General features: G+C 60.6%; 17 protein-coding genes and 2 pseudogenes. 8 read left to right on the forward strand and 11 right to left on the reverse strand.

Features of this window, described 5'->3' with window-relative positions; translation table 11 throughout:
* Positions 1-22: 22 nt before the first annotated feature.
* The 8 genes and pseudogenes from GJU48_RS14365 to GJU48_RS14400 all read right to left on the reverse strand — a co-directional run bounded on the left by GJU48_RS14365 (position 23) and on the right by GJU48_RS14400 (position 7469).
* The gene (locus GJU48_RS14365; RefSeq protein WP_094953120.1) at positions 23-1072 is read right to left on the reverse strand and encodes a branched-chain amino acid ABC transporter permease; all 1050 of its coding nucleotides are present in this window, start codon (positions 1070-1072) and stop codon (positions 23-25) included.
* Positions 1073-1076: 4 nt separating this feature from the next.
* Positions 1077-1958, reverse strand: coding sequence for a branched-chain amino acid ABC transporter permease (locus GJU48_RS14370; RefSeq protein ID WP_094953122.1), 882 nt, complete (start codon positions 1956-1958; stop codon positions 1077-1079).
* Positions 1958-2728 carry an ABC transporter ATP-binding protein gene (locus GJU48_RS14375; RefSeq protein ID WP_094953123.1) on the reverse strand — a complete coding sequence of 257 codons (771 nt, stop codon included), beginning with the start codon at positions 2726-2728 and terminating at the stop codon, positions 1958-1960. The genes GJU48_RS14370 and GJU48_RS14375 overlap by 1 nt, the downstream gene beginning before the upstream one ends.
* Complete coding sequence (locus tag GJU48_RS14380) at positions 2725-3627, reverse strand: acyl-CoA synthetase family protein (protein WP_094953125.1); 903 nt, start codon at positions 3625-3627, stop codon at positions 2725-2727. Before GJU48_RS14380 ends, GJU48_RS14375 begins: the two co-directional genes overlap by 4 nt.
* Positions 3628-3801: 174 nt before the next feature.
* Positions 3802-5180: pseudogene (locus GJU48_RS14385) on the reverse strand (LLM class flavin-dependent oxidoreductase).
* Positions 5180-5542 carry an acyl-CoA dehydrogenase gene (locus GJU48_RS14390; protein ID WP_155296025.1) on the reverse strand — a complete coding sequence of 121 codons (363 nt, stop codon included), beginning with the start codon at positions 5540-5542 and terminating at the stop codon, positions 5180-5182. The pseudogene GJU48_RS14385 and the gene GJU48_RS14390 overlap by 1 nt, the downstream one beginning before the upstream one ends.
* A gap of 12 nt (positions 5543-5554) precedes the next feature.
* On the reverse strand, positions 5555-6751 hold the full coding sequence (locus tag GJU48_RS14395; RefSeq protein ID WP_094953128.1) for an SfnB family sulfur acquisition oxidoreductase: 1197 nt from the start codon (positions 6749-6751) through the stop codon (positions 5555-5557).
* A gap of 154 nt (positions 6752-6905) precedes the next feature.
* On the reverse strand, positions 6906-7469 hold the full coding sequence (locus GJU48_RS14400) for a helix-turn-helix domain-containing protein (RefSeq protein ID WP_094953129.1): 564 nt from the start codon (positions 7467-7469) through the stop codon (positions 6906-6908).
* 92 nt (positions 7470-7561) lie between these two features.
* Here GJU48_RS14400 and GJU48_RS14405 point away from each other — a divergent pair.
* From GJU48_RS14405 to GJU48_RS14435, 7 genes and pseudogenes are all read left to right on the forward strand, one after another.
* A pseudogene (locus tag GJU48_RS14405) lies at positions 7562-8489 on the forward strand (DMT family transporter).
* A gap of 211 nt (positions 8490-8700) precedes the next feature.
* Complete coding sequence (locus GJU48_RS14410) at positions 8701-11622, forward strand: monovalent cation/H+ antiporter subunit A (protein ID WP_094952902.1); 2922 nt, start codon at positions 8701-8703, stop codon at positions 11620-11622.
* Positions 11622-11966 (forward strand): Na+/H+ antiporter subunit C, encoded by a 345-nt coding sequence (locus GJU48_RS14415; RefSeq protein ID WP_094952903.1) that lies wholly within the window; start codon positions 11622-11624, stop codon positions 11964-11966. The genes GJU48_RS14410 and GJU48_RS14415 overlap by 1 nt, the downstream gene beginning before the upstream one ends.
* The gene (locus tag GJU48_RS14420) at positions 11963-13645 is read left to right on the forward strand and encodes a monovalent cation/H+ antiporter subunit D (RefSeq protein ID WP_094952904.1); all 1683 of its coding nucleotides are present in this window, start codon (positions 11963-11965) and stop codon (positions 13643-13645) included. Before GJU48_RS14415 ends, GJU48_RS14420 begins: the two co-directional genes overlap by 4 nt.
* Complete coding sequence (locus GJU48_RS14425; protein WP_094952905.1) at positions 13642-14130, forward strand: Na+/H+ antiporter subunit E; 489 nt, start codon at positions 13642-13644, stop codon at positions 14128-14130. Before GJU48_RS14420 ends, GJU48_RS14425 begins: the two co-directional genes overlap by 4 nt.
* Positions 14127-14405 (forward strand): K+/H+ antiporter subunit F, encoded by a 279-nt coding sequence (locus GJU48_RS14430; protein WP_094952906.1) that lies wholly within the window; start codon positions 14127-14129, stop codon positions 14403-14405. The genes GJU48_RS14425 and GJU48_RS14430 overlap by 4 nt, the downstream gene beginning before the upstream one ends.
* Positions 14402-14764 carry a Na+/H+ antiporter subunit G gene (locus GJU48_RS14435; protein ID WP_094952907.1) on the forward strand — a complete coding sequence of 121 codons (363 nt, stop codon included), beginning with the start codon at positions 14402-14404 and terminating at the stop codon, positions 14762-14764. Before GJU48_RS14430 ends, GJU48_RS14435 begins: the two co-directional genes overlap by 4 nt.
* Before the next feature lie 22 nt (positions 14765-14786).
* On the opposite strand, the gene GJU48_RS14440 is transcribed toward GJU48_RS14435, so the two are convergent.
* Both GJU48_RS14440 and GJU48_RS14445 read right to left on the reverse strand, forming a co-directional pair.
* Complete coding sequence (locus tag GJU48_RS14440; protein WP_155296027.1) at positions 14787-18455, reverse strand: hypothetical protein; 3669 nt, start codon at positions 18453-18455, stop codon at positions 14787-14789.
* Positions 18456-18818: 363 nt separating this feature from the next.
* Entirely contained in the window at positions 18819-19277 is a 459-nt protein-coding gene (locus GJU48_RS14445) for an HIT family protein (RefSeq protein ID WP_094952909.1), read from the reverse strand.
* 239 nt (positions 19278-19516) lie between these two features.
* Between GJU48_RS14445 and GJU48_RS14450 the strand changes: the two genes are divergently transcribed.
* On the forward strand, positions 19517-20059 hold the full coding sequence (locus GJU48_RS14450; protein WP_094952910.1) for a dihydrofolate reductase family protein: 543 nt from the start codon (positions 19517-19519) through the stop codon (positions 20057-20059).
* Positions 20060-20720: 661 nt separating this feature from the next.
* Here GJU48_RS14450 and cysS read toward each other — a convergent pair.
* Complete coding sequence (gene cysS, locus GJU48_RS14455; RefSeq protein ID WP_094952912.1) at positions 20721-22109, reverse strand: cysteine--tRNA ligase; 1389 nt, start codon at positions 22107-22109, stop codon at positions 20721-20723.
* Positions 22110-22126 lie beyond the last annotated feature (17 nt).

Raw genomic sequence — 22126 nt, forward strand, 5'->3', positions numbered from 1 at the left:
GTTGGATTCTCTTGAGGGAATGTTAGAAGCGCAGCGGCCACTGCCGCAGACGGTCACGCAGGTTGTGCAACAGGCGAATCAACCCCTCGGGTTCCTTGATCAGGAACACGATGATCAGCACGCCAAAGATGATTTTCTGCAGGTTCTGCAACTGCCCCGCATCCACCGAGCCACCGAGCAACGCCTGGCCTGCATGGCTGAGAAAAATCGGCAGCAAACTGATGAAGGCCGCGCCGACAAAGTTGCCGGCGATGCTGCCCATGCCGCCGATAATGATGATGAACAGGATCTGGAACGAGCGGTTGATATCAAAGCTGCTGGCGCTGGCCGTGCCCAGGTAGGCGAAGGCCCACAGCGCGCCGGCAATGCCTAAATAGAACGAGCTGACAGCGAACGCCAGGCGCTTGTAGCGCACCACTGGGATGCCGACCACGGCGGCGGCGGTGTCCATGTCGCGGATCGCCATCCAGTTGCGCCCGACCTGGCTGCGCACCAGATTCACGGCGGTCCAGGTCAACAACAGCACCGTGATCAGGGTCAGCAAGTAGCGCCCCAACGGCGTGTTGAGGTCATGCCCGAACAGCGCCAGTTTTGGCGCGGAAATGGTCCCCGAGGAGCCGTAGTTGTAGAACCAGGGAAATTTGACGAACAGCCACTCCAGGAAGAATTGCGCCGCCAACGTGGTGACCATCAGGTAGAAACCCTTGATTCGCGAGCTGGGCAAACCGAACAACAGCCCCACCAGTGCGCTGATAATGCCCCCACCGAGCAGCGCCACCGGCAAACCCAACTCCGGCAGACGCAACAGAAAGCCGTAGGTGGCAAACGCGCCGACGGCCATGAAACCCGCCGCGCCCACCGAGGTTTGCCCGGTGTAGCCGGTCAACAGGTTAAGGCCCAACCCAGCCAGGGACAGCACTAGGAACGGGATCAGGATCGCGTTGAGCCAATAGTCATTGCCCCACAGCGGCACCACGATAAAAGCCAGCGCCAACAGGCCAAGCAGGCCCCACGGCACGCGCCGCTGGATCAACACTAACGGCGCGGTTTCTTGAGCAACGGGAATCGACATGGTTTCAGACTCGCTCGATGGCGCGCTCGCCGAACAGGCCGGCGGGACGGATATACAGGAAGGCCAGGGCCAATACGTAAGCGAACCACGGCGTGATACCGCCGCCGATCAACGGGCCGATATACACCTCGGCGAGGTTCTCCGCCGCGCCGACAATCAGCCCGCCGACAATCGCCCCACCAATCGAGGTAAAGCCGCCGATGATCAATACCGGCAAGGCCTTGAGCACCACCAGCGACAGCGAAAACTGCACACCCTGGCGCGCGCCCCACAACAGCCCCGCCACCAGCCCGACCACACCGGCCACGGCCCAGACGATCTGCCAGATGCGGTTGAGGTTGATGCCGATGGACAGCGCCGCCGTGGTGTCATCCGCCACCGCGCGCAACGACACGCCGATGCGGGTCTTGTTGAACAGCAGCGCCAACACCGTGACCAGCACCACCGCAGCCGCTGTGGCGATCAGGTCGAACTGGCTGAGCATCAGCGGCCCGACAAACAGCGGCACGTCGTCGATGCCCAAATCCAGCGCGCGCACCTGCGAGCCCATCAAGCCTTGGGCCAGGCCTTCGATAATGAACGACAGGCCCAAGGTAGCCATGAACAGGGTGATCTGCGAACGGTTGACCAGCGGGCGCAACACCAGCCGTTCGATGAGCAAGGCGCCGACGATCATCACGATCACCGTCAGCAGCAGCGCCAGGGCGAACGGCACGCCTTGGTCATGCAGGCTGACAAAGGTCAGCGCGGCGAACAGCAGCATCGAGCCCTGGGCGAAGTTGAACACGCCGCTGGCCTTGTAGATCAGCACGAAGCCGATGGCGACCAGCGAGTACAGGGTGCCGGCGAGCAGGCCGCCGAGCAGGGTTTCAAAGAAGAAGGTCATCAGTGCACCACGCCCAGGTAGGCTGCGATCACCTCGGGGTTGGCCTGTACCTCGGCCGGCGTGCCATCGCCGACCTTGCGCCCGTAATCGAGCACCACCACGTGGTCGGACAGGCTCATGACCACGCCCATGTCGTGTTCGATCAACACCACGGTGGTGCCGAGGTCGCGGTTCACGTCGGCGACGAAGCGCGCCATTTCCTGCTTTTCCTCGGCATTCATCCCGGCCATGGGCTCGTCGAGCAGCAACAGGCTGGGGCCTGCGATCAACGCCCGGCCCAGCTCCACACGCTTTTGCAGGCCGTAGGACAGGTTGCCCACCAGCACGTCGCGATGGGCTTGCAGCTCGAGGAATTCGAGGATGCCTTGGGCGCGCAGGCGGAAAGCTCCAGCCTCACGCCGGGCGCGGGGCAAGCCTAGGGCCTGTTCGATAAAGGTGCTGCGCATATGCCGCGACAGGCCGGTGAGGATGTTGTCGAGCACGCTCATCTTCTTGAACAGCGCGTTGTTCTGGAACGTGCGGCCGATGCCTCGGCGCGCGGCGCCCAACGGGTCGATGCGGTGGAAGTGGTGTTGCTCAAACACGATCTCGCCGGCATCAAAGCGATACACGCCGTTGAGCACATTGAGTAACGAGCTCTTGCCCGCACCATTTGGCCCGATCAACGCGCAGATTTCGCCGCGCTGCACGTCAAACGACAACGCATTGATGGCCTTGACGCCTTTGAACGACAGCGAAATATCTCGCACCTGGAGAATGGCCTGGCTCATGCGATGTCCCGTTTTAATTCAGCCAGCCACACCGGCTCGGCCTTGGATTTGAGCGGTTGCCAGATATACGACAGACGCTGAAAGCCGAGCAGCCTGCGCACGCGGTTTTTCAACAACTGGCGCAGGCCGCTTTGCGGGTGGGCGATGGCCCAGTCGCACAGGCGTCGGCGCCACGTGCCGTGGGGTGCGAGGCGGCTTTCGATGTCGTCGGCCAGGTGCTGCAAACGCTCGGGCGACAGCAGCAAGCCCGTCGGTGCAACTTCACTGCGATCACGCCGGGCCGAGCCAGAGCTTTCGGGAAAGGCCAGGCCGTGGCCGCTGTTCAGCCACTGTTCCAGCACCACCGCCAACCCGCCTTGCCAATGGGTGCCCTCCTCGCTCCACAACGCGGTTTCAGCGCTGGGTTGCCACCAGCGATGCAGGTGCTGCGCCGGGTCTACGGGGCCGAGCAGTTGGGCGAAATCCACCGGGTTGGCGGACTGCCAGTGCCGCACCTGCTGGCGGCCTTGCGCATAAGAATGGGTGGGGGGAATGCGCCACAGCTGTTGGTACAGCACCTCGGGCTCAAGGTTATCGGCCAGGGTCAGTACCTGCCCGCCGATGGACTGAGCGGCCAAGGCCAACAGCAACAGGTTCGGCTCGAAAGCGCCGCTGAGGGCCAACCGCGATTGCTCGTTGAAGCCCTGCTGACGCAAGCCATCTGCCAGGCGCTCGACATCGCGCAAGGTGTCGATCCAGCGCCAGGCGTACCACTGGCCCTGGCGCTTATGGCGCAAGGCGGTGTGCAGCGGGGTGATCTGCGCCCAGTGGTGCAGTTGTTCCAGGGCCTTGGGCAGATTGCCAAGCAGCTCGGCGGGCCATTCCAGGGCCAGCGGACGTTTGAGTTCGTGCACGCTCATAGGGGTAATGCTCCTATTGGGTGGTTAAGCGTGCGGTGGTCCGCTGGCTGAGTTATTTGGATCAATACCGATCAACTGTGGGAGCTGGCTTGCCTGCTCCCACATTGAGCGAGGTGTTTCAGTTAGAGGGTGGTGGCCTTGAGCGTCCGCCCCACATTGAGCGAGGTGTTTCAGTTAGAGGGTGGTGGCCTTGAGGTCGCGATAACCGGCGCCCGGGTGGTTCGCCCCCAGCCGCGCGCCGTCGCCGAACAGCTTCTCGCGCAAGGTGCCCGGGGCGTTTTCGGTCTTGTACACACCGCGCTTTTGCAGCTCCGGCACCAGCAGGTCGACGGCGTCGATGAAGGTTTCGTGGGTCAGTGCATAGGCCAGGTTGAAGCCGTCCACGTCGGTCTCTTCGACCCATTCCTGCAGCTGGTCCGCTACCGTCTCAGGGCCGCCGACAAACAGTGGGCCAAAGCCGCCGATGCCGACCCAGTCGGCCAGCTCGTTCGGCGTCCAGACCTTGTTTGGGTCGGCCGTAGAGAAGGCTTCCACTGCCGATTGAATGGCGTTGGTGTGCACGTGCTTGAGCGGCTCATCCGGTTTGAACTGGCTGAAGTCGATCCCGGTCCAGCCGGAGATCAACGCCATCGCGCCTTCATAGCTGACGTAGGATTTGTATTCCTCAAACTTGGCCTTGGCCTTCGCGTCGGTCTCGCCGACGATCACGGTCTGCAAGTTGAAGATGAGGATTTTCTTCGGGTCACGCCCAGCGTCGGCCGCGCGGCGGCGGATATCGGCCACGGTCTTTTTCAGCAGCACCTTGGACGGCGCAGCGACGAACACGCACTCGGCTTGCTCGGCGGCAAACTGCTTGCCACGGTTGGACGCTCCCGCCTGGTAGAGCACCGGCGTGCGCTGTGGCGAGGGTTCGCACAAATGAATGCCGGGCACCTGGAAGTGTTTGCCGACATGGCGGATCTCGTGGATTTTGCTCGGGTCGCTGAAAATTCGGCGTTCGCGATCACGCACTACCGCGCCCTCTTCCCAGCTGCCTTCCCAGAGCTTGTAGCAAACCTCCAAGTATTCCTCAGCGTAGTCGTAGCGCGCGTCGTGTTCGGTTTGGGCTTTCTGGCCGAGGTTCTTCGCGCCGCTTTCCAGATACGAGGTGACGATGTTCCAGCCGACGCGGCCTTGGTCAGGTGGTCGAGGGTTGAAAGCCTGCGGGCGAACGGATACGGATGCTCGAACGACAACGAGGCGGTCAGGCCGAACCCCAGGTGTTCGGTGACCAACGCCATCGGCGCGATCAATGACAACGGATCGTTGACCGGCACCTGCGCGGCCTGGCGAATCGCCGCGTCACCGTTGCCGTTGTACACGTCATAGATGCCCAGCACGTCGGCGATAAACAGGCCGTCGAACTTGCCGCGCTCGAGGATTTTCGCCAGGTCGGTCCAGTATTCGAGGTCTTTGTACTGCCACGAACGGTCACGCGGGTGCGCCCACAGGCCCGGAGACTGGTGGCCGACGCAGTTCATGTCGAAGGCATTCAAGCGGATTTCACGGGACATCAAAGCACTCCGTTGAGGTGGTAGTTGCCGACAATCTGGTATTTCCAGCGCAACGGATCATCAAGGCTGGGCGGCAGCGCGGTGCGTTGGCCGGTGAGTTCGAATTCGGTGTTGCTGGCGAAGATCAGCGCTTCGGCGGCAGCGATTTGCGCTTCGGTAGAGGCGACGGGGCTTGGGTGAGTGTCGGCGCGCTCCAGCAAGGCGGCGGCCACATCGACGCGGATCTGCCAATCGCCGAAACGGCTGATCACGTAGGGGTCGTCGCTTTTCTCAACCGTGCGGCGAGACATGGGGTCGTCGCTTTTCTCAACCGTGCGGCGAGTGTCTTCCAGCAGTTGGCGAGCTTGATTCAGTGCAGTCATGGGGCAGGCTCCTCAGTTCCAGGCGTGGCGCGCGGGCTTCACGCCGTTGAGCACGAAGTTGCCGATCAGGTGGTATTTCCAGCGGGCCGGGTCGTGCAGGGTGTGGGTGCGCGCGTTGCGCCAGAAGCGGTCGAGGTTGTGCTTGCCGGTCACCGAGCGCGTGCCGGCCAGTTCGAAGAGCTTGCTGCTGGCGAGCAAGGCAGTTTCGGCCGACAAGACTTTGGCCTGGGCAACGACCAGCGAAGCGTGAGCCACCGTGTCTTCATTCGGTTCGGCCAAGGCGAGGTCGACCGCCTTGCCGGCCTTGGCGAGGATGGCTTCGGTGCCGTGCACACGCCATTGCAGATCGCCGATAGCGGCGATGGTGAACGGGTCTTGCCAGCCGTGTTCCTGCTGGCTGTCGATCCATGGGCGGGCCTGACGCGCGTAGATTTTTGCCTGCTCCAGCGCGCCAAGGGCGATGCCGGTGTCGACCGCCGCCTGGATAATCTGCGAAATCGGGCCATTGGCGGTGGGTTGGTCAAAGGCCAGGTGGGCCGGAATCACCGCCGTGCGGGGCACGGTCACGCCGTCGAGGGTCACGCCACCGCTGGCGGTGGTGCGCTGGCCGAAGCCATCCCAGCTATCAATCACAGTGAGGCCTGGCGCATCACGCTCGACGAAGGCAATAAAAGCCTGATCGTTTTCGTTATTGCCGACGGTGGGCACGATATGCGCGAACAACGCGCCGGTGCAGTAGAACTTCTCGCCGTTGATTTGTGCGGTGTCGCCGTCAAAACGAATCTGGGTATCGAAAGTGCCGGCGTTTTTGCTCTTGGCTTCGGAGAAGGCATTGCCGAAGCGGTAACCCGCCAAGACCTTGCCGAAGTAGTGCAGCTTTTGTTCCTCGCTGGCGGTTTGCAGCAGGATGTCGACGACGCCAAGGTGGTTTTGCGGGATTTGCCCCAGTGAGGGATCGGCGGCGGAGATCAATTTGATCACCTCTGCCACCGTCACATAGGACACCTCGGCGCCGCCGTAGGCCTTGGGAATGGTGATGCCCCACAGGCCGCTGGCAGAGAACGCCTCGAGTTCGTCCACGGGCAGGCGCCGCTCGCGGTCGCGCACGCTGGCGTCGATGGCGAAGCGGGCGGCCAAGCGCGTGGCGACCTCAATGGCTTCGGCATCCGAGCGGATGATATGGGCAGGGTGTTGAGGGTGGGCTGACATGGGCCGACTCCAGGCTCCGAGGGGATACTGGAGTGTTTGCAGGAGTCGTGCCTGAATTTAATCGCCAATAAAATCAGCAGGTTGCTGAATAAATAAGGCTATTTGGCGCGCTTCAAAGCAGCAAAGTGTCCATCCACTGTTGCCGGGTAAACAGTTAGATCACCACATTGCGCACAAAGCGCACCGCCACCTCACCCTCATTGCGATAGGCATGGGCCTGGCGACTGGCGAACATATAAAACTCACCGGCGGCGACGTGTTTTTCTTCGTCATCAAGGATCAGGGTCAGGCGGCCTTCGAACACAAACAGCTGCACGCTCCAGCCGTCCGGGTCGGGTTCCGGGCTGTAGCGGTCACCCGGCTCCAGGCGCATCTCCCACAATTCCACTTCGCGTCGAGCGGTGGCCTTGGCCAGCAACACGGCTTTACTGCCGGGGATGTCACCGGCCCAAGCCAGCTCGTTGATGCGGCTATGGTCGAGCGCATCGGGGGCCTGGATCAGGTCGCTGAAGGCCACGTCCAATGCCTCGGCCACGCGGTCCAGGGTCGACAGGCTGACGTTCTTCTCCCCGGCTTCGATGGCCACCAGCATGCGCCGACTGACCCCGGACTTTTCCGATAGCGCGGTCTGGCTCATGTCGGCAGCATGCCGCAGACGACGGACGTTCTGGCTGACGTGTTGCAGGACCGATGCCCGTTGTGGATTTTCTTTGTGCACTATATTGCTCATGAGGTAGGTGTGCGCAGTATACTGCCCAGCATGCGGCGCATTGTGCGGTCCGTGCCTTTCCCTTGCAAGACCGAGCCGCCATGACAGCCACGAACACGCCCTCACGTTTCAACCGTTTCAGCAAAGCCGAATGCATCCTGGTGGTGATCACCATGATTTGGGGCGGCACCTTTTTGCTGGTGCAACATGCGCTGACCGTCAGTGGGCCGATGTTTTTCGTGGGCCTGCGGTTTGCGGCGGCGGCGATTGTGGTTGGGTTCTTTTCCTTGCGTACCCTGCGCGACCTGACCCTGTTTGAATTGAAGGCGGGCGCTTTCATCGGCACCTCGATCATGTTCGGCTACGGCATGCAGACCATCGGCCTGCAGACGATTCCGAGCAGCCAATCGGCGTTTATCACGGCGCTGTATGTGCCCTGTGTTCCGCTGTTGCAGTGGCTGGTGCTGGGCCGTCGCCCAGGGCTGATGCCGGCCATCGGCATCATGCTGGCGTTTACCGGGTTGATGCTGCTCACTGGCCCGGCCGGCGCATCGCTGAACTTCAGCCCCGGCGAAATCGCCACGCTGATCTGTGCGGTGGCGGTGGCTGCCGAGATCATCCTGATCAGCGCGTTTGCCGGGCAGGTGGATGTGCGCCGGGTGACCGTGGTGCAACTGGCCACGGCGTCGTTGCTGTCGTTCCTGATGGTGGTGCCGATGGGTGAAGCCTTGCCGGGTTTCTCCTGGCTTCTGCTGTTCAGCGCAGTGGGCCTGGGCTTGACCAGTGCGGTGATCCAGGTCGCGATGAACTGGGCGCAGCAGAGTGTTTCACCGACACGTGCCACCTTGATCTATGCCGGTGAGCCGGTGTGGGCCGGTGTAGTTGGGCGGATTGCCGGGGAGCGCTTCCCGCCGATTGCGATGGTCGGGGCCGCGCTGATTGTGGCGGCGGTGATTGTGAGTGAATTGAAAACGAAGGGGCAGAAGGCGCTCGACTCAAGCTGAGAGGGAACAGGAACAGCAAGGGTAAGGTCAGACTGCTGGCGATGGCTGTCAGATCGCCATCGCGGGCAAGCCCGACTCCCACAGTGTGGGGTGTCGCTGGCTGGAATGGGTTCACCTGAAACAATGCTAAATCGGGGTTTTCAGCCTACTTTGTAGGATCCTGCCACATCTTGCCGTTTGGTGATCGAGAAAGCGGCACGTATGATGCATCCCAAACTCCCGCAGATTAGAAGCCTATGTCCCTGATAGTTCTACTGCTTCTGCCTTTTATTGGCAGCTGTCTGGCGGCCTTGCTGCCGCACAATGCACGTAACACCGAATCCCTGTTGGCCGGCCTTGTAGCTCTGGTCGGCACCATTCAAGTCGCCCTGCTCTACCCCCAGATCGCCCACGGTGGCGTGATCCGCGAAGAATTCATGTGGTTGCCCAGCCTTGGGCTGAACTTCGTGTTGCGCATGGATGGTTTTGCCTGGCTGTTCTCGATGCTGGTGCTGGGCATCGGCACGCTGGTGGCGCTGTACGCGCGTTACTACATGTCGCCGGACGACCCGGTGCCGCGTTTCTTCGCGTTTTTCCTGGCCTTCATGGGCGCCATGCTCGGGCTGGTGATTTCCGGCAACCTGATCCAGATCGTGTTCTTCTGGGAACTGACCAGCCTGTTCTCGTTCCTGTTGATCGGCTATTGGCACCATCGCGCCGATGCCAGGCGCGGAGCCTATATGGCGCTGATGGTCACCGGTGCGGGCGGCCTGTGCCTGCTGGCGGGCGTGATGCTGCTGGGGCATATCGTCGGCAGCTACGACCTGGACCAGGTGCTGGCGGCGGGCGACCAGATTCGCGCGCACTCGCTGTACCCGGTCATGCTGGCCCTGGTGCTGATCGGCGCTTTGAGCAAAAGTGCACAGTTCCCGTTCCACTTCTGGCTGCCCCACGCGATGGCGGCGCCGACCCCGGTTTCAGCCTACCTGCACTCGGCGACGATGGTGAAGGCCGGCGTGTTCCTGCTGGCCCGCCTGTGGCCGTCGCTGTCCGGCAGCGAAGAATGGTTCTGGATCGTCGGCGGTGCCGGCGCGATCACCCTCCTCCTCGGCGCTTACTGCGCTATGTTCCAAAATGATCTCAAGGGCCTGCTGGCCTACTCCACTATCAGCCACCTCGGGCTGATCACCTTGCTGCTGGGCCTCAACAGCCCACTGGCCGCCGTCGCTGCGGTATTCCATATTCTCAACCACGCCACGTTCAAGGCCTCGCTGTTCATGGCCGCGGGCATCATCGACCACGAAAGCGGCACCCGTGATATCCGCAAGCTCAGTGGCTTGGTGCGGCTGATCCCGTTTACCGCGACACTGGCGATGGTGGCCAGTGCGTCGATGGCTGGCGTGCCGTTGCTCAACGGCTTCCTGTCCAAAGAGATGTTCTTCGCCGAAACCGTATTTATCTCGTCGACCGCCTGGGTGGAAATCGCCCTGCCGGCCATTGCGACCATCGCCGGTACTTTCAGCGTGGCCTACGCCTTGCGCTTCACGGTCGATGTATTCTTCGGCCCGCCCGCGACCGACCTGCCCCACACACCCCACGAACCGCCGCGCTGGATGCGTGCACCGGTTGAGTTGCTGGTATTCACCTGCCTGCTGGTGGGCATCTTCCCGGCCCAGGTGGTCGGTTCGATCCTCGCCGCCGCCGCGCTGCCGGTGGTGGGCGGCGTACTGCCCGAGTACAGCCTGGCGATTTGGCACGGCTGGAACGCGCCGATGATCATGAGCCTGGTGGCCATGTCCGGTGGCGTGGTGCTCTACCTGCTGCTGCGCAAGCAACTCAAGCGTGGCCGCTTCAAATATCCGCCGATCATCAGTTACTTCGACGGCAAGCGCATGTTCGAGCGCTGCCTGGTGGTGATGATGCGTGGCGCGCGCAAGATCGAGAAACGCATCAACACCAAGCGCCTGCAGACCCAGCTGTTCCTGCTGGTGCTGGCGGCGGTGGTCGCCGGCTTGATCCCGATGCTCAACAGCGGCATCAGTTGGGGCGACCGGCCGAAGATCCCGGGTTCCATCGTGTTCGTCACCCTGTGGCTGCTGGCAATCGCCTGCGCTCTCGGCGCCGCGTGGCAAGCCAAGTATCACCGGCTGGCGGCCCTGACCATGGTCAGCGTGTGCGGCATGATGACCTGCATCACCTTCGTGTGGTTCTCAGCGCCGGACCTGGCGCTGACGCAATTGGTGGTTGAAGTGGTGACCACCGTGCTGATCCTGCTGGGCCTGCGCTGGCTGCCACGGCGGATCGAAGAAGTCTCGCCACTGCCCAGCTCGCTGCGCAAGGCGCGCATTCGTCGCCTGCGTGACTTCCTGCTGTCCACCGTAGTGGGCGGCGGCATGGCGCTGCTGTCCTACGCGATGCTGACGCGCCAGACGCCCAACGACATTTCCTCGTTCTACCTGAGCCGCGCCCTGCCCGAAGGCGGCGGCAGCAATGTGGTGAATGTGATGCTTGTGGACTTCCGCGGTTTCGACACCCTCGGCGAAATCACCGTGCTCGGCGCCGTGGCACTGACGGTGTATGCGCTGCTGCGGCGCTTCCGCCCATCGAAAGAAAGCATGCAATTGCCTGCACAACAGCGCCAATTGGCGCCGGACGTGGCCACCGACCTGGTCAACCCACGCCATGCCAGCGATACGGCCCTGGGCTTCATGATGGTGCCAGCGGTGCTGGTGCGCCTGCTGCTGCCGATCGCGCTGGTGGTGTCGTTCTACCTGTTCATGCGCGGCCACAACCAGCCGGGCGGCGGTTTCGTCGCAGGCCTGGTGATGTCAGTGGCGTTCATCCTGCAATACATGGTTGCCGGTACCCAGTGGGTAGAAGCGCAGATGAGCCTGCGCCCGATGCGCTGGATGGGCTTCGGCCTGCTCTCGGCAACGCTCACCGGGCTCGGCGCGTTGTTTGCCGGTTACCCGTTCCTTACCACCCACACCTGGCATTTCAGCGTGCCGGTGCTCGGCGACATCCACGTCGCCAGCGCGTTGTTCTTCGACGTCGGCGTGTACGCCATGGTCGTCGGTTCCACGCTGCTGATGCTCACCGCCCTCGGTCACCAATCCGTGCGGGCCCACAAACCGAGCAACCAGGCCAAAGTGGTTGCCGCAACGGAAGGAGCCGCCTGATGGAAGAAGTCATTGCAATTGCCATTGGGGTCCTGGCGGCCTCCGGCGTCTGGTTGATCCTGCGGCCACGGACGTTCCAAGTGGTGATGGGCCTGTGCTTACTGTCGTATGGGGTCAACCTGTTCATTTTCAGCATGGGCAGCCTGTTTATCGGCAAGGAACCGATCATCAAGAACGGCGTGCCGCAAGACCTGCTCCACTACACCGATCCGCTGCCCCAGGCCCTGGTGCTGACGGCCATTGTGATCAGCTTCGCCATGACCGCGTTGTTCCTGGTGGTGCTGCTGGCCTCCCGGGGCCTGACCGGCACTGACCATGTAGACGGCCGGGAGCCCAAGGAATGACGTGGATGAATCAACTGATCGTCGCGCCGATCCTGCTGCCGTTGCTGACCGCCGCGCTGATGCTGATGCTCGGCGAGAAACGCCGCCCGCTGAAGGCCAAAATCAATCTGTTCTCCAGCGTCGTCGGCCTGGGCATCGCTATCCTGCTGCTGTACTTGACGCAGCAAGGCGGCCCCGGCTCGATTGGCGTGTACCTGCCGGGCAACTGGCAGGTGCCGTTCGGTATTGTGCTGGTGGTGGACCAACTGTCTTCGATGATGCTGGTGCTCACCGGGATCATCGGCGTGAGTGCGCTGCTGTTCGCCATGGCCCGCTGGGACCGAGCGGGCACCAGCTTCCATGCATTGTTCCAGATCCAGATGATGGGCCTGTACGGTGCTTTTCTCACCGCAGACCTGTTCAACCTGTTCGTGTTCTTCGAGGTGCTGCTGGCGGCGTCCTACGGTCTGATGCTGCACGGCTCGGGCCGTGCGCGGGTGTCGTCGGGGCTGCATTACATCGCCATCAACCTGCTGGCGTCGTCGCTGTTCCTGATTGGCGCAGCGATGATCTACGGGGTCACCGGCACGCTGAACTTTGCTGACCTGGCGCTGAAAATCCCGCTGGTGCCGGAAGCCGATCGCGGCCTGTTGCACGCAGGCGCGGCAATCCTGGCGACAGCCTTTCTGGCCAAAGCCGGCATGTGGCCGCTGAACTTCTGGCTGGCGCCCGCCTATTCCTCGGCCAGTGCGCCGGTGGCGGCGATGTTTGCGATCATGACCAAAGTCGGCGTGTACACCGTGCTGCGCCTGTGGACCCTGTTGTTCTCCGGCCAGGCCGGTGCCTCAGCGCTGTTCGGCGGCGACTGGCTGGTGTACGGCGGCATGGCGACTATCATCTGCGCGGCGCTGGCAATGCTGGCGGCGCAGCGGCTGGAACGCATGGCGAGTTTGAGCATTCTGGTGTCGGCCGGGATCCTGCTGTCGGCTGTGGGTTTTGCCCAGCCCAGCCTGACCGCCGGCGCGTTGTTCTATCTGGTCAGCTCGACGCTGGCCTTGAGCGCGCTGTTCCTGCTGGCGGAATTGATCGAACGTTCGCGTTCGGCCAATGACCTGCCACTGGATGAAGAAATCGATGCGCTGCCCAAAGCCATGGAATCCCTGCATCCGCGTCCCGGCGTGAACCTGGACGATGAGCAGAAAGCCGTGGTCGGCCAAGTCATTCCCTGGACCATGGCCTTCCTCGGCTTGAGCTTTGTCGCCTGTGCACTGCTGATCATCGGCATGCCGCCGCTGTCCGGGTTTATCGGCAAGCTCAGCCTGCTAAGTGCGCTGGTTAACCCTATGGGCCTGGGCAACGCAGTGGATGAGCCAATCCGCCCAGCTGCCTGGGGCTTGGTGGCGTTGCTGATTCTGTCGGGCCTGGCCTCGTTGATCGCCTTCGCACGCTTGGGCATCCAGCGCTTCTGGACCCCGGAAGAGCGCCCCTCGCCGCTGCTGCGCCGCTATGAGTGCCTGCCGATCTTCTTCCTGCTCGGCCTGAGCATCCTGCTGACCTTCAAGGCCGAACCGTTGATGCGCTACACCCAGGCCACCGCCGATAGCCTGAACAACCCGGAACACTACGTGATGGCCGTGATGGCGACGCGCCCGATTCCGAGCCCTGAAGCCAAGGCCGCCGCCCTGGAGGTGCAGCCATGAAGCGTCTGCTCCCTGCCCCGTGGCTGTCGCTGGCGTTGTGGCTGTTGTGGCTGGTACTGAACGTGTCGGTCAGCCCCGGCAACCTGCTGCTGGGCGCATTGCTGGGCTTTCTCGCGCCGCTGCTGATGGCGCCGCTGCGCCCGCTGCCGATTCGCATCCGCCGCCCTGGCGTGATCATCCGCCTGTTTTTCCTGGTGGGTCACGACGTGATCATCTCCAACCTGAAAGTGGCCTGGGGCGTGCTCACGTGCGGCTCACGAGCACCGCGCTCGCGCTTTATCAAGATCCCGCTGGACCTGCGCAATGCCAATGGCCTGGCCGTGCTCTCGATGATCACCAGCGTGACGCCTGGCACCGTCTGGTCGGAACTGGCGCTGGACCGCAGTGTTTTACTGATCCACGTGTTCGACCTGGATGATGAAGCGCAGTTTATCCAGCACTTCAAACACGCCTACGAACGGCCCCTGATGGAGATCTTCGAATGAGCGCCCTGCTCTCCAATGCGATTCTGGTCAGCCTGTTCCTGTTCTCCTTGGCGATGGCGCTGACCCTGGTGCGCCTGTTCAAAGGCCCCTCGGCCCAGGACCGGGTACTGGCGCTGGACTACCTGTACATCCTGGCGATGCTGATGATGCTGGTGCTCGGCATTCGCTACGCCAGTGACACCTACTTTGAAGCGGCGCTGCTGATTGCGCTGTTTGGCTTTGTCGGGTCGTTCGCCCTGGCGAAATTCCTGCTGCGTGGCGAGGTGATTGAATGATGCCGATATGGGTTGAAGTAATCGTGGCGGTGCTGCTGGTGCTGAGCAGCCTGTTTGCGCTGATCGGCGCGATTGGGTTGTTGCGCATGAAGGACTTTTTCCAACGTATGCACCCACCGGCATTGGCCTCGACGCTGGGCGCGTGGTGTGTGGCGCTGGCGTCGATTATCTACTTTTCGGTGCTCAAGTCCGCGCCGGTGCTGCACGGGTGGTTGATTCCGATTTTGTTGGCGATCACCGTGCCGGTGACCACCTTGCTGCTGGCGCGCACGGGGCTGTTTCGCAAGCGTATGGCGGGTGATGACGTACCCGCCGAGGTGAGTAGTCGCCGAGCTGAAGACGTATCAAAATCAGCCTAGCGACTCCATCGACCCGCCGGCACTAAGGGGTTTTAGGGGTAAAGCCTGGCAGGGGCGAGCCGCCTGGCAAACCGCTGTCGGGATCGATCGCATACCATTTTTCCTGCTCCTTGATAGCCTTCAGCGTTACCTCGTTAACCGTGCCCTCTACAGGCGTCATAGGCTTGGCATTCGCCTTTTTGAGCATCTCGGATACGGTGGGAGCAGCATCCTTGGCAAAGCGAGCCTTTGCGAAAAGATCAACAGGTACGAACACCCCCATCCCGATCCTGACGGGAACGCCCTTGTGCGAACGCCTTAGAAAATTTCCAAGTCGACTCGGGTGGTTCGGCAGACCAAAGAAGCCTTCACCCGGATTAAATATCCCACGCAGCAATGCAGTGCCTTCCTGAATAACAGAGACACGAAATGCCTGCTTGTTCAGGCGTGATGCAAACTTGATCGCCTTCCATGCTTTGCGGGCGGCCTGTAAACCTCCCGCGCCAATAAACAGCAACGTATCAATTGCCAAGCCTTTCAAGCCGTCCTTAATGTTGCCCTCATAGATGTCAACCAACGGGCCGATGAACGAAATCATCGACACCAGCGCGCGACCATTTTCTTTGTTCATTAGACGATTGACGTAGCCCCGGACGTTATCTTCACTGGGCAGCACTGCATTTGCATGATCAATGAGTGCCTGGCGATGCCCGCTATAGTTGCCTATGTAATTACCCGAAAGTATAACGTCGATAATCGCCTGGCTTTTGGCGGAGCCAAAGGTGTCAGGCACCCACTCATTGCGGTTGTCACCAGCCCCTTTCAAAGCCGACCCTGCCAGGGAAACCCCTACTTTGGAAATGATGACCTTCGACGAGTATTTGTCACGAGGGGCCTCCCCCGTGTGGTGTGCGTTGAAATCAAAAGGTTGTTGAGTGCCCCGCAAATACCGAAGTGTCTTCGTACCACTTCGCCAGGCGGACACGGTATCTTCTTCAATGACACCCCCATTCAGGTCCAATTTTTTTCCCGCCAAACTGGCCGTGCGATCAATAATCGTCCCGGACGTTGGGAAATACTCAAGCGTCCGAGTTTTTCCCTCGTATTTGATCCGCAGCAGCACCCCGTACCACCCCCGATTCTGGGCTACTTTATTTCCCTTGTTAGCGTCTTGGCTCTGCGTCTCTCCGGTTTCCCGACGCAGCCTATAGACCTGAACATCCCCCCACTCAATAGCCTGCCGAACGTCCAGAGGTAAGTCTGCAAGAGTCATCTTCATAAGCGAGGGCATCGCTCCCTTGACATCGCTTAGATATTGATTGACTGCGCCCCCGACCTGACCGGCAATAGGCTCAAGTGTCTTTATGCGGGCGTCAAATTGCGCTTGTGTAATCCGAGGATGGGTGAAGGAAAGCCAACTTTCATGCAGTTCCCCCGTTGCATACGCCTCAACCAACGTGAGCCACTTAGTATTTGTGCCGACACCTGAGAGGCTGTATTTAGTTGGGGGCTTCTTCACTTCGACAGTTTCTATCTCACTGTCAGTCAACTCAGGAAACGCCCGTTTCAGCGCCTTGATTGCCAGACTGCTACGGGTGGGAGGTGCAGTCCCCAGGGTGACCACGGATTGCTCGACCGCCTCGGAACGACGAGTAATGCCGTCAGACGCCAACTGGTAATCGCCGGGCGTATAGTTACCGTCGCTGCGTCGGGGCACAGTACCGGTCATGACCCCCACATCGAGCACCCGCTTAGCACCAAGCGCTATAGCCAGAGCTTGTTGTTGCGGCAGAACGGCCTCCTGGGTGGTCAGTGCTTCAAGCTCATTCAGGCTCATGCCGCGACTGGCTCCAGCGCCGCCCCACACGTCGGCCAATGCACTGCCCAGGCTAACCGTCATCCACGCCGGGCTGCCTATACGTATTTTTTCTGGAGACTGAAGTAGCGGCACAGGGAGTTTTGCTGACGCCTGCTGGTCCGGTTTCACCAGAAACTCAGGTGCGGCGTGTGCCAGGAACAGATGAGCCACCAACGGCGCAGCACGTACGCTCACGCCTTTTTTCTCGATCAAGTGTTTTTCAAAGTCTTTGCGTACAGCCCCCATCTCACGGCCCATATTGGCCGGGGTGTAAAATTGATAACCGGCGGCACTTCCCGGGGCAGCGGGAACATTAGGGTCAACACTGAGCATGATGGCGGAGGTCAGCAGACTTTTTCGCTCCGCGGCATCCATATCGTCATCACCCTCCCCCTTATACCAACCCAACGCCTGGGCGAGTTCCCGCCCCCACTGCTGGGCCTGCGGGGTGTTGAGTAATTCGTCCCAGATCTGGTCTGCCTTGGCTGCTGCTTCCTGCGGGTCGACTTGAGTCACGATCCGACGACCCAATTCGATCCCTATCGTATTAGCTCCATACTTCTGATTCGTCGCCAACGAAATCAACGTACTTTTGTCGCTAGCCGACAAGGTGCCCGCAGCCCACTCCTGAGGAAGTAATTTCGCATAATTGCCGACAGGCGTCGTCGGGGCGAATTGGGTGCGCAACCATTTGGCAGCGGCGCGAGCCTGCCCTGCTGTGTCGAGTGCATCCAGGCCCATCGACCTCGCGACTTGCCGCAGATCGTGGCGATCGTCTGAGTAGAGCGCGTTACCCGTCTGTTCGCTCAGCACGACAACTGCCGCCAATGCGTCTTTCAACGGCTGGCTCCAACTATCACTGACAGCTACATCCAGCCACTGATTTGGGGTCAGTTGCAGCACTTGCAGGCGACCTTCGCTGATACGAACCGTCTGGTCCGGCAATGTTTGCCCCAGCTCCGCCAGCACACCCTGCATTTCAGGAAGTGCCATCAGCTCGGCCAAGCGCCTGCGGGCCTCTTGATCGCTCTTCAAGGGGTTTGTTCGTGAGACCTCGAACTCGGTACCCGCTAACGATAATGGCCCATTGTCCGCAACGCCCTTCGCCGCGCGCTCCAAAGCGTCTGCGAGATTTTCTCGATCATCGAGCTCATTGATACCCCGCTTTGACCATTCAAACCTGAGTTGGTGATTGCGTGTTTCTGCTGCAGACAGCGCGGGCCAGCCTGCCACCAGACTTGTCACAAGCGCACTCGCCTGATCCTCGGTATAAGGCGCACTGACGCCATAAAACAAGCTCGCCACATTCCGCGAAACTTGCTGGCTGTTCATAGACACATAAGGCACACCCTTGTGCTTGGGGTCTAACGCCTCAAGCGCTTGCATCACGCGCGCCGACACCTGCCACCAGCCGGAAGTGTCTTGCAGGGTGAATGTCTGAGGAGAGGTCACTCCATTCTGGGTAACAAGGCCCGATACGCTGTTTTTGCCGATAGTCACCGAGTCCAGGGAAAAACCCTTGCTCCTCAGCCAGGCTAAAACCTCGGGCTGATTCACCACGCGCTTGTAGATTTCGAACGGCTGAGAAATCAGAGACTGCTCGGGCACGGTCACCAGCGAATCCGACACACTGCCCATCTTCGCAATCAACTGCGCCTGAAGGGTTTTATCGGTATCGGCGGAATGAGAGTGCGGGCCCGCCCACATGCCCAGCGTGTTGCGCGCAGGTTTGTCAGACGTGCTCACAATCGCGCGTTTCTCGCGCCGGGCAGCGACAGGGTCGGCGTCATCAGAAGGTTCCCCGAATCGCCCGGGCGATCTCAGGCCTCCACGTGTTTCGATGGACGGGAACACGGGCAGTCGTTTTTGATCGTCTGTCGGTGCAAGCGACGGGGAGCCGCCCAGGCTTTGGCTTGCAGGTTGGGGAGGCGCGGAGGATGGAGCGAATGTGGAAGGTGAGTTATCCGCGGTCGATGGGTACCCACTCTGAGGCTTGGCGTACGGCATAAGGGAAATTGGCATCATCAATCCTCTGCAACAGAGCCACTGAAAAGTGTCCTCGTCCTAAGAACCGTTGCAGCCAAACTAGGAAAAAAATCCCGCACCCTCTATAAGAAAGTTCCGATCCGCCCATTGAAAAATCCAGGCAGCAGAAGACCGCCCACCGTTTTTTGTAGGTCTACAGTTTCAAAAATGGCAAATACCACTGGATGATCTTCAGCCGAACGATCGAATATGCGCCGCCAGCTGCGCCAATTCGGCATCATCGGCCCGCACAAAATCGTGGGATGAGATGTAACCCTCATACGCCTCAAAAAACTTATCCACCTTGGAACTGATAGGCTTGAACGCACTGTCCTGCCCCGTGCCATGCATGGGAAACAGCTTCGCGTGCAAGTGATCCACCCCATAGCCTTCCAGCATCATCCCCGTGCGTGCCACGTCAGGAAACGCCCGGTCAATCTGCAGCGCCGCCTTCTTGGAGGCCACGATCAGCGCCGACAACACCGCATCCGACTGCGCGAACGCGTAGCTGCCGTCATGCTGTTTGGGGATCACCACGCTGAAACCCGGTGTGTTCGGGAAGATCGACAGGAACGCCATGTGGTGTTCGTCCTCCCATAGAATGTGGGCTGGAGAGGTCTTTCGGACAATGCTGCAAAAAATACAATCCATTTAGATATCCGCCGGTTTCTTCATGAGTTTGGTCGTGGCGGACATCTAAAACCATGGTTCGGCGGGCGTCAAAACAAATGTATTTTCTGCAAGCCCCTAGGAAATAGCCCCCTCAGCGGCATGAATCGCCATCAAAGGCGGTGCGACGGTTGAGCAGTTGGCGGGTATTGCAGCGTTTGGGATACAGTCGGTGGGTGCAAAGCTGCCAATGGCTATGTGTTTAAGGAGGTCTACGTCTAATGGATATCAAATGCTCCGTCTTTATCGCAGTAAGCCTCGACGGTTTTATTGCTCGGCCAGACGGTGACATCGAGTGGTTGCACCGGCCGGAGTACGAAGCTGCGCAGCTGAACGGCGTGACGTATGAAAGCTTCATCGCCACGGTCGATGCGCTGGTGATGGGCCGTAAAACCCTGGAGAAAGTCTTATCCTTCCCGGAATGGCCCTATGAAGGCACGCCTGTCATCGCCCTCTCGCACCAATCATTCGAGCTACCTGCGCATGTGCGAGGCAAGGTTGAGATGATGTCAGCGGGCGTAACCACCCTAGTGGAACAGTTAGCCGAGCGCGGTATGAAACACCTCTATATCGACGGAGGCCAAACGATCCAGGCGTTTCTTGAAGCAGGCCTGATCGATGAGTTGATCATCACCCGTATTCCGGTGTTGTTGGGCCAAGGGCTGCCCTTGTTCAGCCAGGTCGGCAGTGAGCGTGAACTGCGCCATGTCGGCACGTATGTGTCGGACAATGGGTTTGTGCAGAGCACGTATCAGGTCGCCTGAATCAGCCTGACGCTCAGATTCGGGCAGCTCAAGACAACCGGAGGCCACCGTGGATAAGCACATCATTGTTAGGTGCTCACGGGCGTTACTCTCTGGCTGTCGCTGCAAATTCAGCGACCGGGTTTGGCGACCCGAGATACTTGGCGCACAGGCGCCCCATCCGACAGCAGGCGCTTTTTTTGTGCCCGCCGTTTCGTGTTATGGCAGCTGTGCGTGGGAGGCCTTCGGGTCTGCCGGGTTCCAAGTTCCCGGTTCGCCAACCTGCGCACAGCTGCCACCCTAAATCGTTTGGCGACGATCAGTGGCAGCTCCATCTTCAAACTTGGAGTGTCACCTATGCCCGCCCTCAATCCGTCCAAAATTCGCGCCGCCGCTCATCGAGCAATGGCTCTCGCCGCTTTACACGCCAACTCCAGCCTCGCTACACGCCTTTCCCGTTAGCGTACCTGACACTCCGATAGCGATAGTGAAGCGGTTGATCGTTCCCACGCTCCGCGTGGGAATGCATCCCGTGATGCTCCGCGTCACCGTATTCAGGGTTTGAGGCGTTCGCTGAAAGCGCGACACAAAGCGTCCGGGGCGGCATTCCCACGCAGAGCGTGGGAACGATCCAAAAAAAACGCCCCGAACCAGTCGGGGCGTTTTTTATTCAGCGGGTAAATCAGGCTTGATCAGCCAACCGCCACGTCGTCCCACCCTTGCCGTCTTCCAACACCACACCCATCGCGGTCAGTTGGTCACGAACCCGGTCGGACTCCGCCCAATCTTTATTAGCCCGAGCAGCCAAACGCGCCTGAATCAGCGCATCAACCTCAGCCGCATCCACACGCCCTTCAGCGCCCGCTTGCAGGAAGTCATCGGCTTCCATCTGCAGAACACCCAAGACGCTAGCCAGCTCTTTCAAGCGCGCCGCAAGCCCCGCCGCTGCGTCGAGATCAGTCTCACGCAAGCGGTTGATCTCACGCACCATCTCAAACAGCACCGCGCAGGCTTCCGGTGTGCCGAAGTCGTCGTTCATGACTTGGGTAAACCGCGCAACGAACGCTTCACCGCCCGCAGGCGCCACGGCCGGCAGGCCTTTCAACGCATGGTAGAAACGCTCCAGGGCGCCTTTGGCGTCCTTGAGGTTGTCTTCCGAGTAGTTGATCGCGCTGCGGTAGTGGCTGGACACCAGCAGGTAACGCACCACTTCCGGATGGTACTTTTCCAGCACGTCGCGAATGGTGAAGAAGTTGTTCAAGGACTTGGACATCTTCTCGCCATTGATGCGGATCATGCCGCAGTGCATCCAGGCATTGGCGTAGGTCTTGCCGGTGGCGGCTTCGCTTTGGGCGATTTCGTTTTCGTGGTGCGGGAACTCGAGGTCGCTGCCGCCGCCATGAATGTCGAAGGTGTCACCCAGGCAGCAGGTCGACATCACCGAGCATTCGATGTGCCAGCCCGGACGCCCGGCGCCCCATGGCGACTCCCAGCTCGGCTCGCCGGGCTTGGTGCCTTTCCACAGCACGAAGTCGAGCGGGTCTTGCTTGGCTTCGTCGACTTCAATACGCGCACCAATGCGCAAGTCTTCGATTTTCTTACGCGACAGCTTGCCGTAGCCCATGAACTTAGCGACGCGGTAGTACACGTCGCCATTGCCCGGGGCGTAGGCGTAACCCTTGTCGATCAGGGTCTGGATCATCGCGTGCATGCCAGGGATATGATCCGTGGCGCGCGGTTCCATGTCCGGCTTGAGGATGTTGAGGCGCGCCTCGTCCTCATGCATGGCGGCGATCATGCGCTCGGTCAGCGCGTCGAACGACTCGCCGTTTTCGTTGGCACGGTTGATGATCTTGTCGTCGATGTCGGTAATGTTGCGCACATACGTCAAGTCATAGCCGCTAAAACGCAACCAGCGGGTCACCAGGTCGAAGGCAACCATGCTGCGGCCGTGGCCGATGTGGCAGTAGTCGTACACGGTCATGCCGCACACGTACATGCGCACCTTGTTGCCATCCAGGGGCTTGAAGACTTCTTTGGTCTTGCTGAGCGTGTTGTAGATCGTTAGCACGTTGAATCCCTTAAGAC

Source organism: Pseudomonas sp. IB20, from assembly GCF_009707325.1.
GTDB lineage: Bacteria > Pseudomonadota > Gammaproteobacteria > Pseudomonadales > Pseudomonadaceae > Aquipseudomonas.

Excerpts from the sequence above, each read along its gene's own strand:
- GJU48_RS14365 (WP_094953120.1), bottom strand. The coding sequence starts at position 1,072 with ATGTCGATTCCCGTTGCTCAAGAAACCGCGCCGTTAGTGTTGATCCAG.
- GJU48_RS14370 (WP_094953122.1), bottom strand. The coding sequence starts at position 1,958 with ATGACCTTCTTCTTTGAAACCCTGCTCGGCGGCCTGCTCGCCGGCACC.
- GJU48_RS14375 (WP_094953123.1), bottom strand. The coding sequence starts at position 2,728 with ATGAGCCAGGCCATTCTCCAGGTGCGAGATATTTCGCTGTCGTTCAAA.
- GJU48_RS14380 (WP_094953125.1), bottom strand. The coding sequence starts at position 3,627 with ATGAGCGTGCACGAACTCAAACGTCCGCTGGCCCTGGAATGGCCCGCC.
- GJU48_RS14390 (WP_155296025.1), bottom strand. The coding sequence starts at position 5,542 with ATGACTGCACTGAATCAAGCTCGCCAACTGCTGGAAGACACTCGCCGC.
- GJU48_RS14395 (WP_094953128.1), bottom strand. The coding sequence starts at position 6,751 with ATGTCAGCCCACCCTCAACACCCTGCCCATATCATCCGCTCGGATGCC.
- GJU48_RS14410 (WP_094952902.1), top strand. The coding sequence starts at position 8,701 with ATGTCCCTGATAGTTCTACTGCTTCTGCCTTTTATTGGCAGCTGTCTG.
- GJU48_RS14415 (WP_094952903.1), top strand. The coding sequence starts at position 11,622 with ATGGAAGAAGTCATTGCAATTGCCATTGGGGTCCTGGCGGCCTCCGGC.
- GJU48_RS14420 (WP_094952904.1), top strand. The coding sequence starts at position 11,963 with ATGACGTGGATGAATCAACTGATCGTCGCGCCGATCCTGCTGCCGTTG.
- GJU48_RS14425 (WP_094952905.1), top strand. The coding sequence starts at position 13,642 with ATGAAGCGTCTGCTCCCTGCCCCGTGGCTGTCGCTGGCGTTGTGGCTG.
- GJU48_RS14430 (WP_094952906.1), top strand. The coding sequence starts at position 14,127 with ATGAGCGCCCTGCTCTCCAATGCGATTCTGGTCAGCCTGTTCCTGTTC.
- GJU48_RS14435 (WP_094952907.1), top strand. The coding sequence starts at position 14,402 with ATGATGCCGATATGGGTTGAAGTAATCGTGGCGGTGCTGCTGGTGCTG.
- GJU48_RS14445 (WP_094952909.1), bottom strand. The coding sequence starts at position 19,277 with ATGGATTGTATTTTTTGCAGCATTGTCCGAAAGACCTCTCCAGCCCAC.
- GJU48_RS14450 (WP_094952910.1), top strand. The coding sequence starts at position 19,517 with ATGGATATCAAATGCTCCGTCTTTATCGCAGTAAGCCTCGACGGTTTT.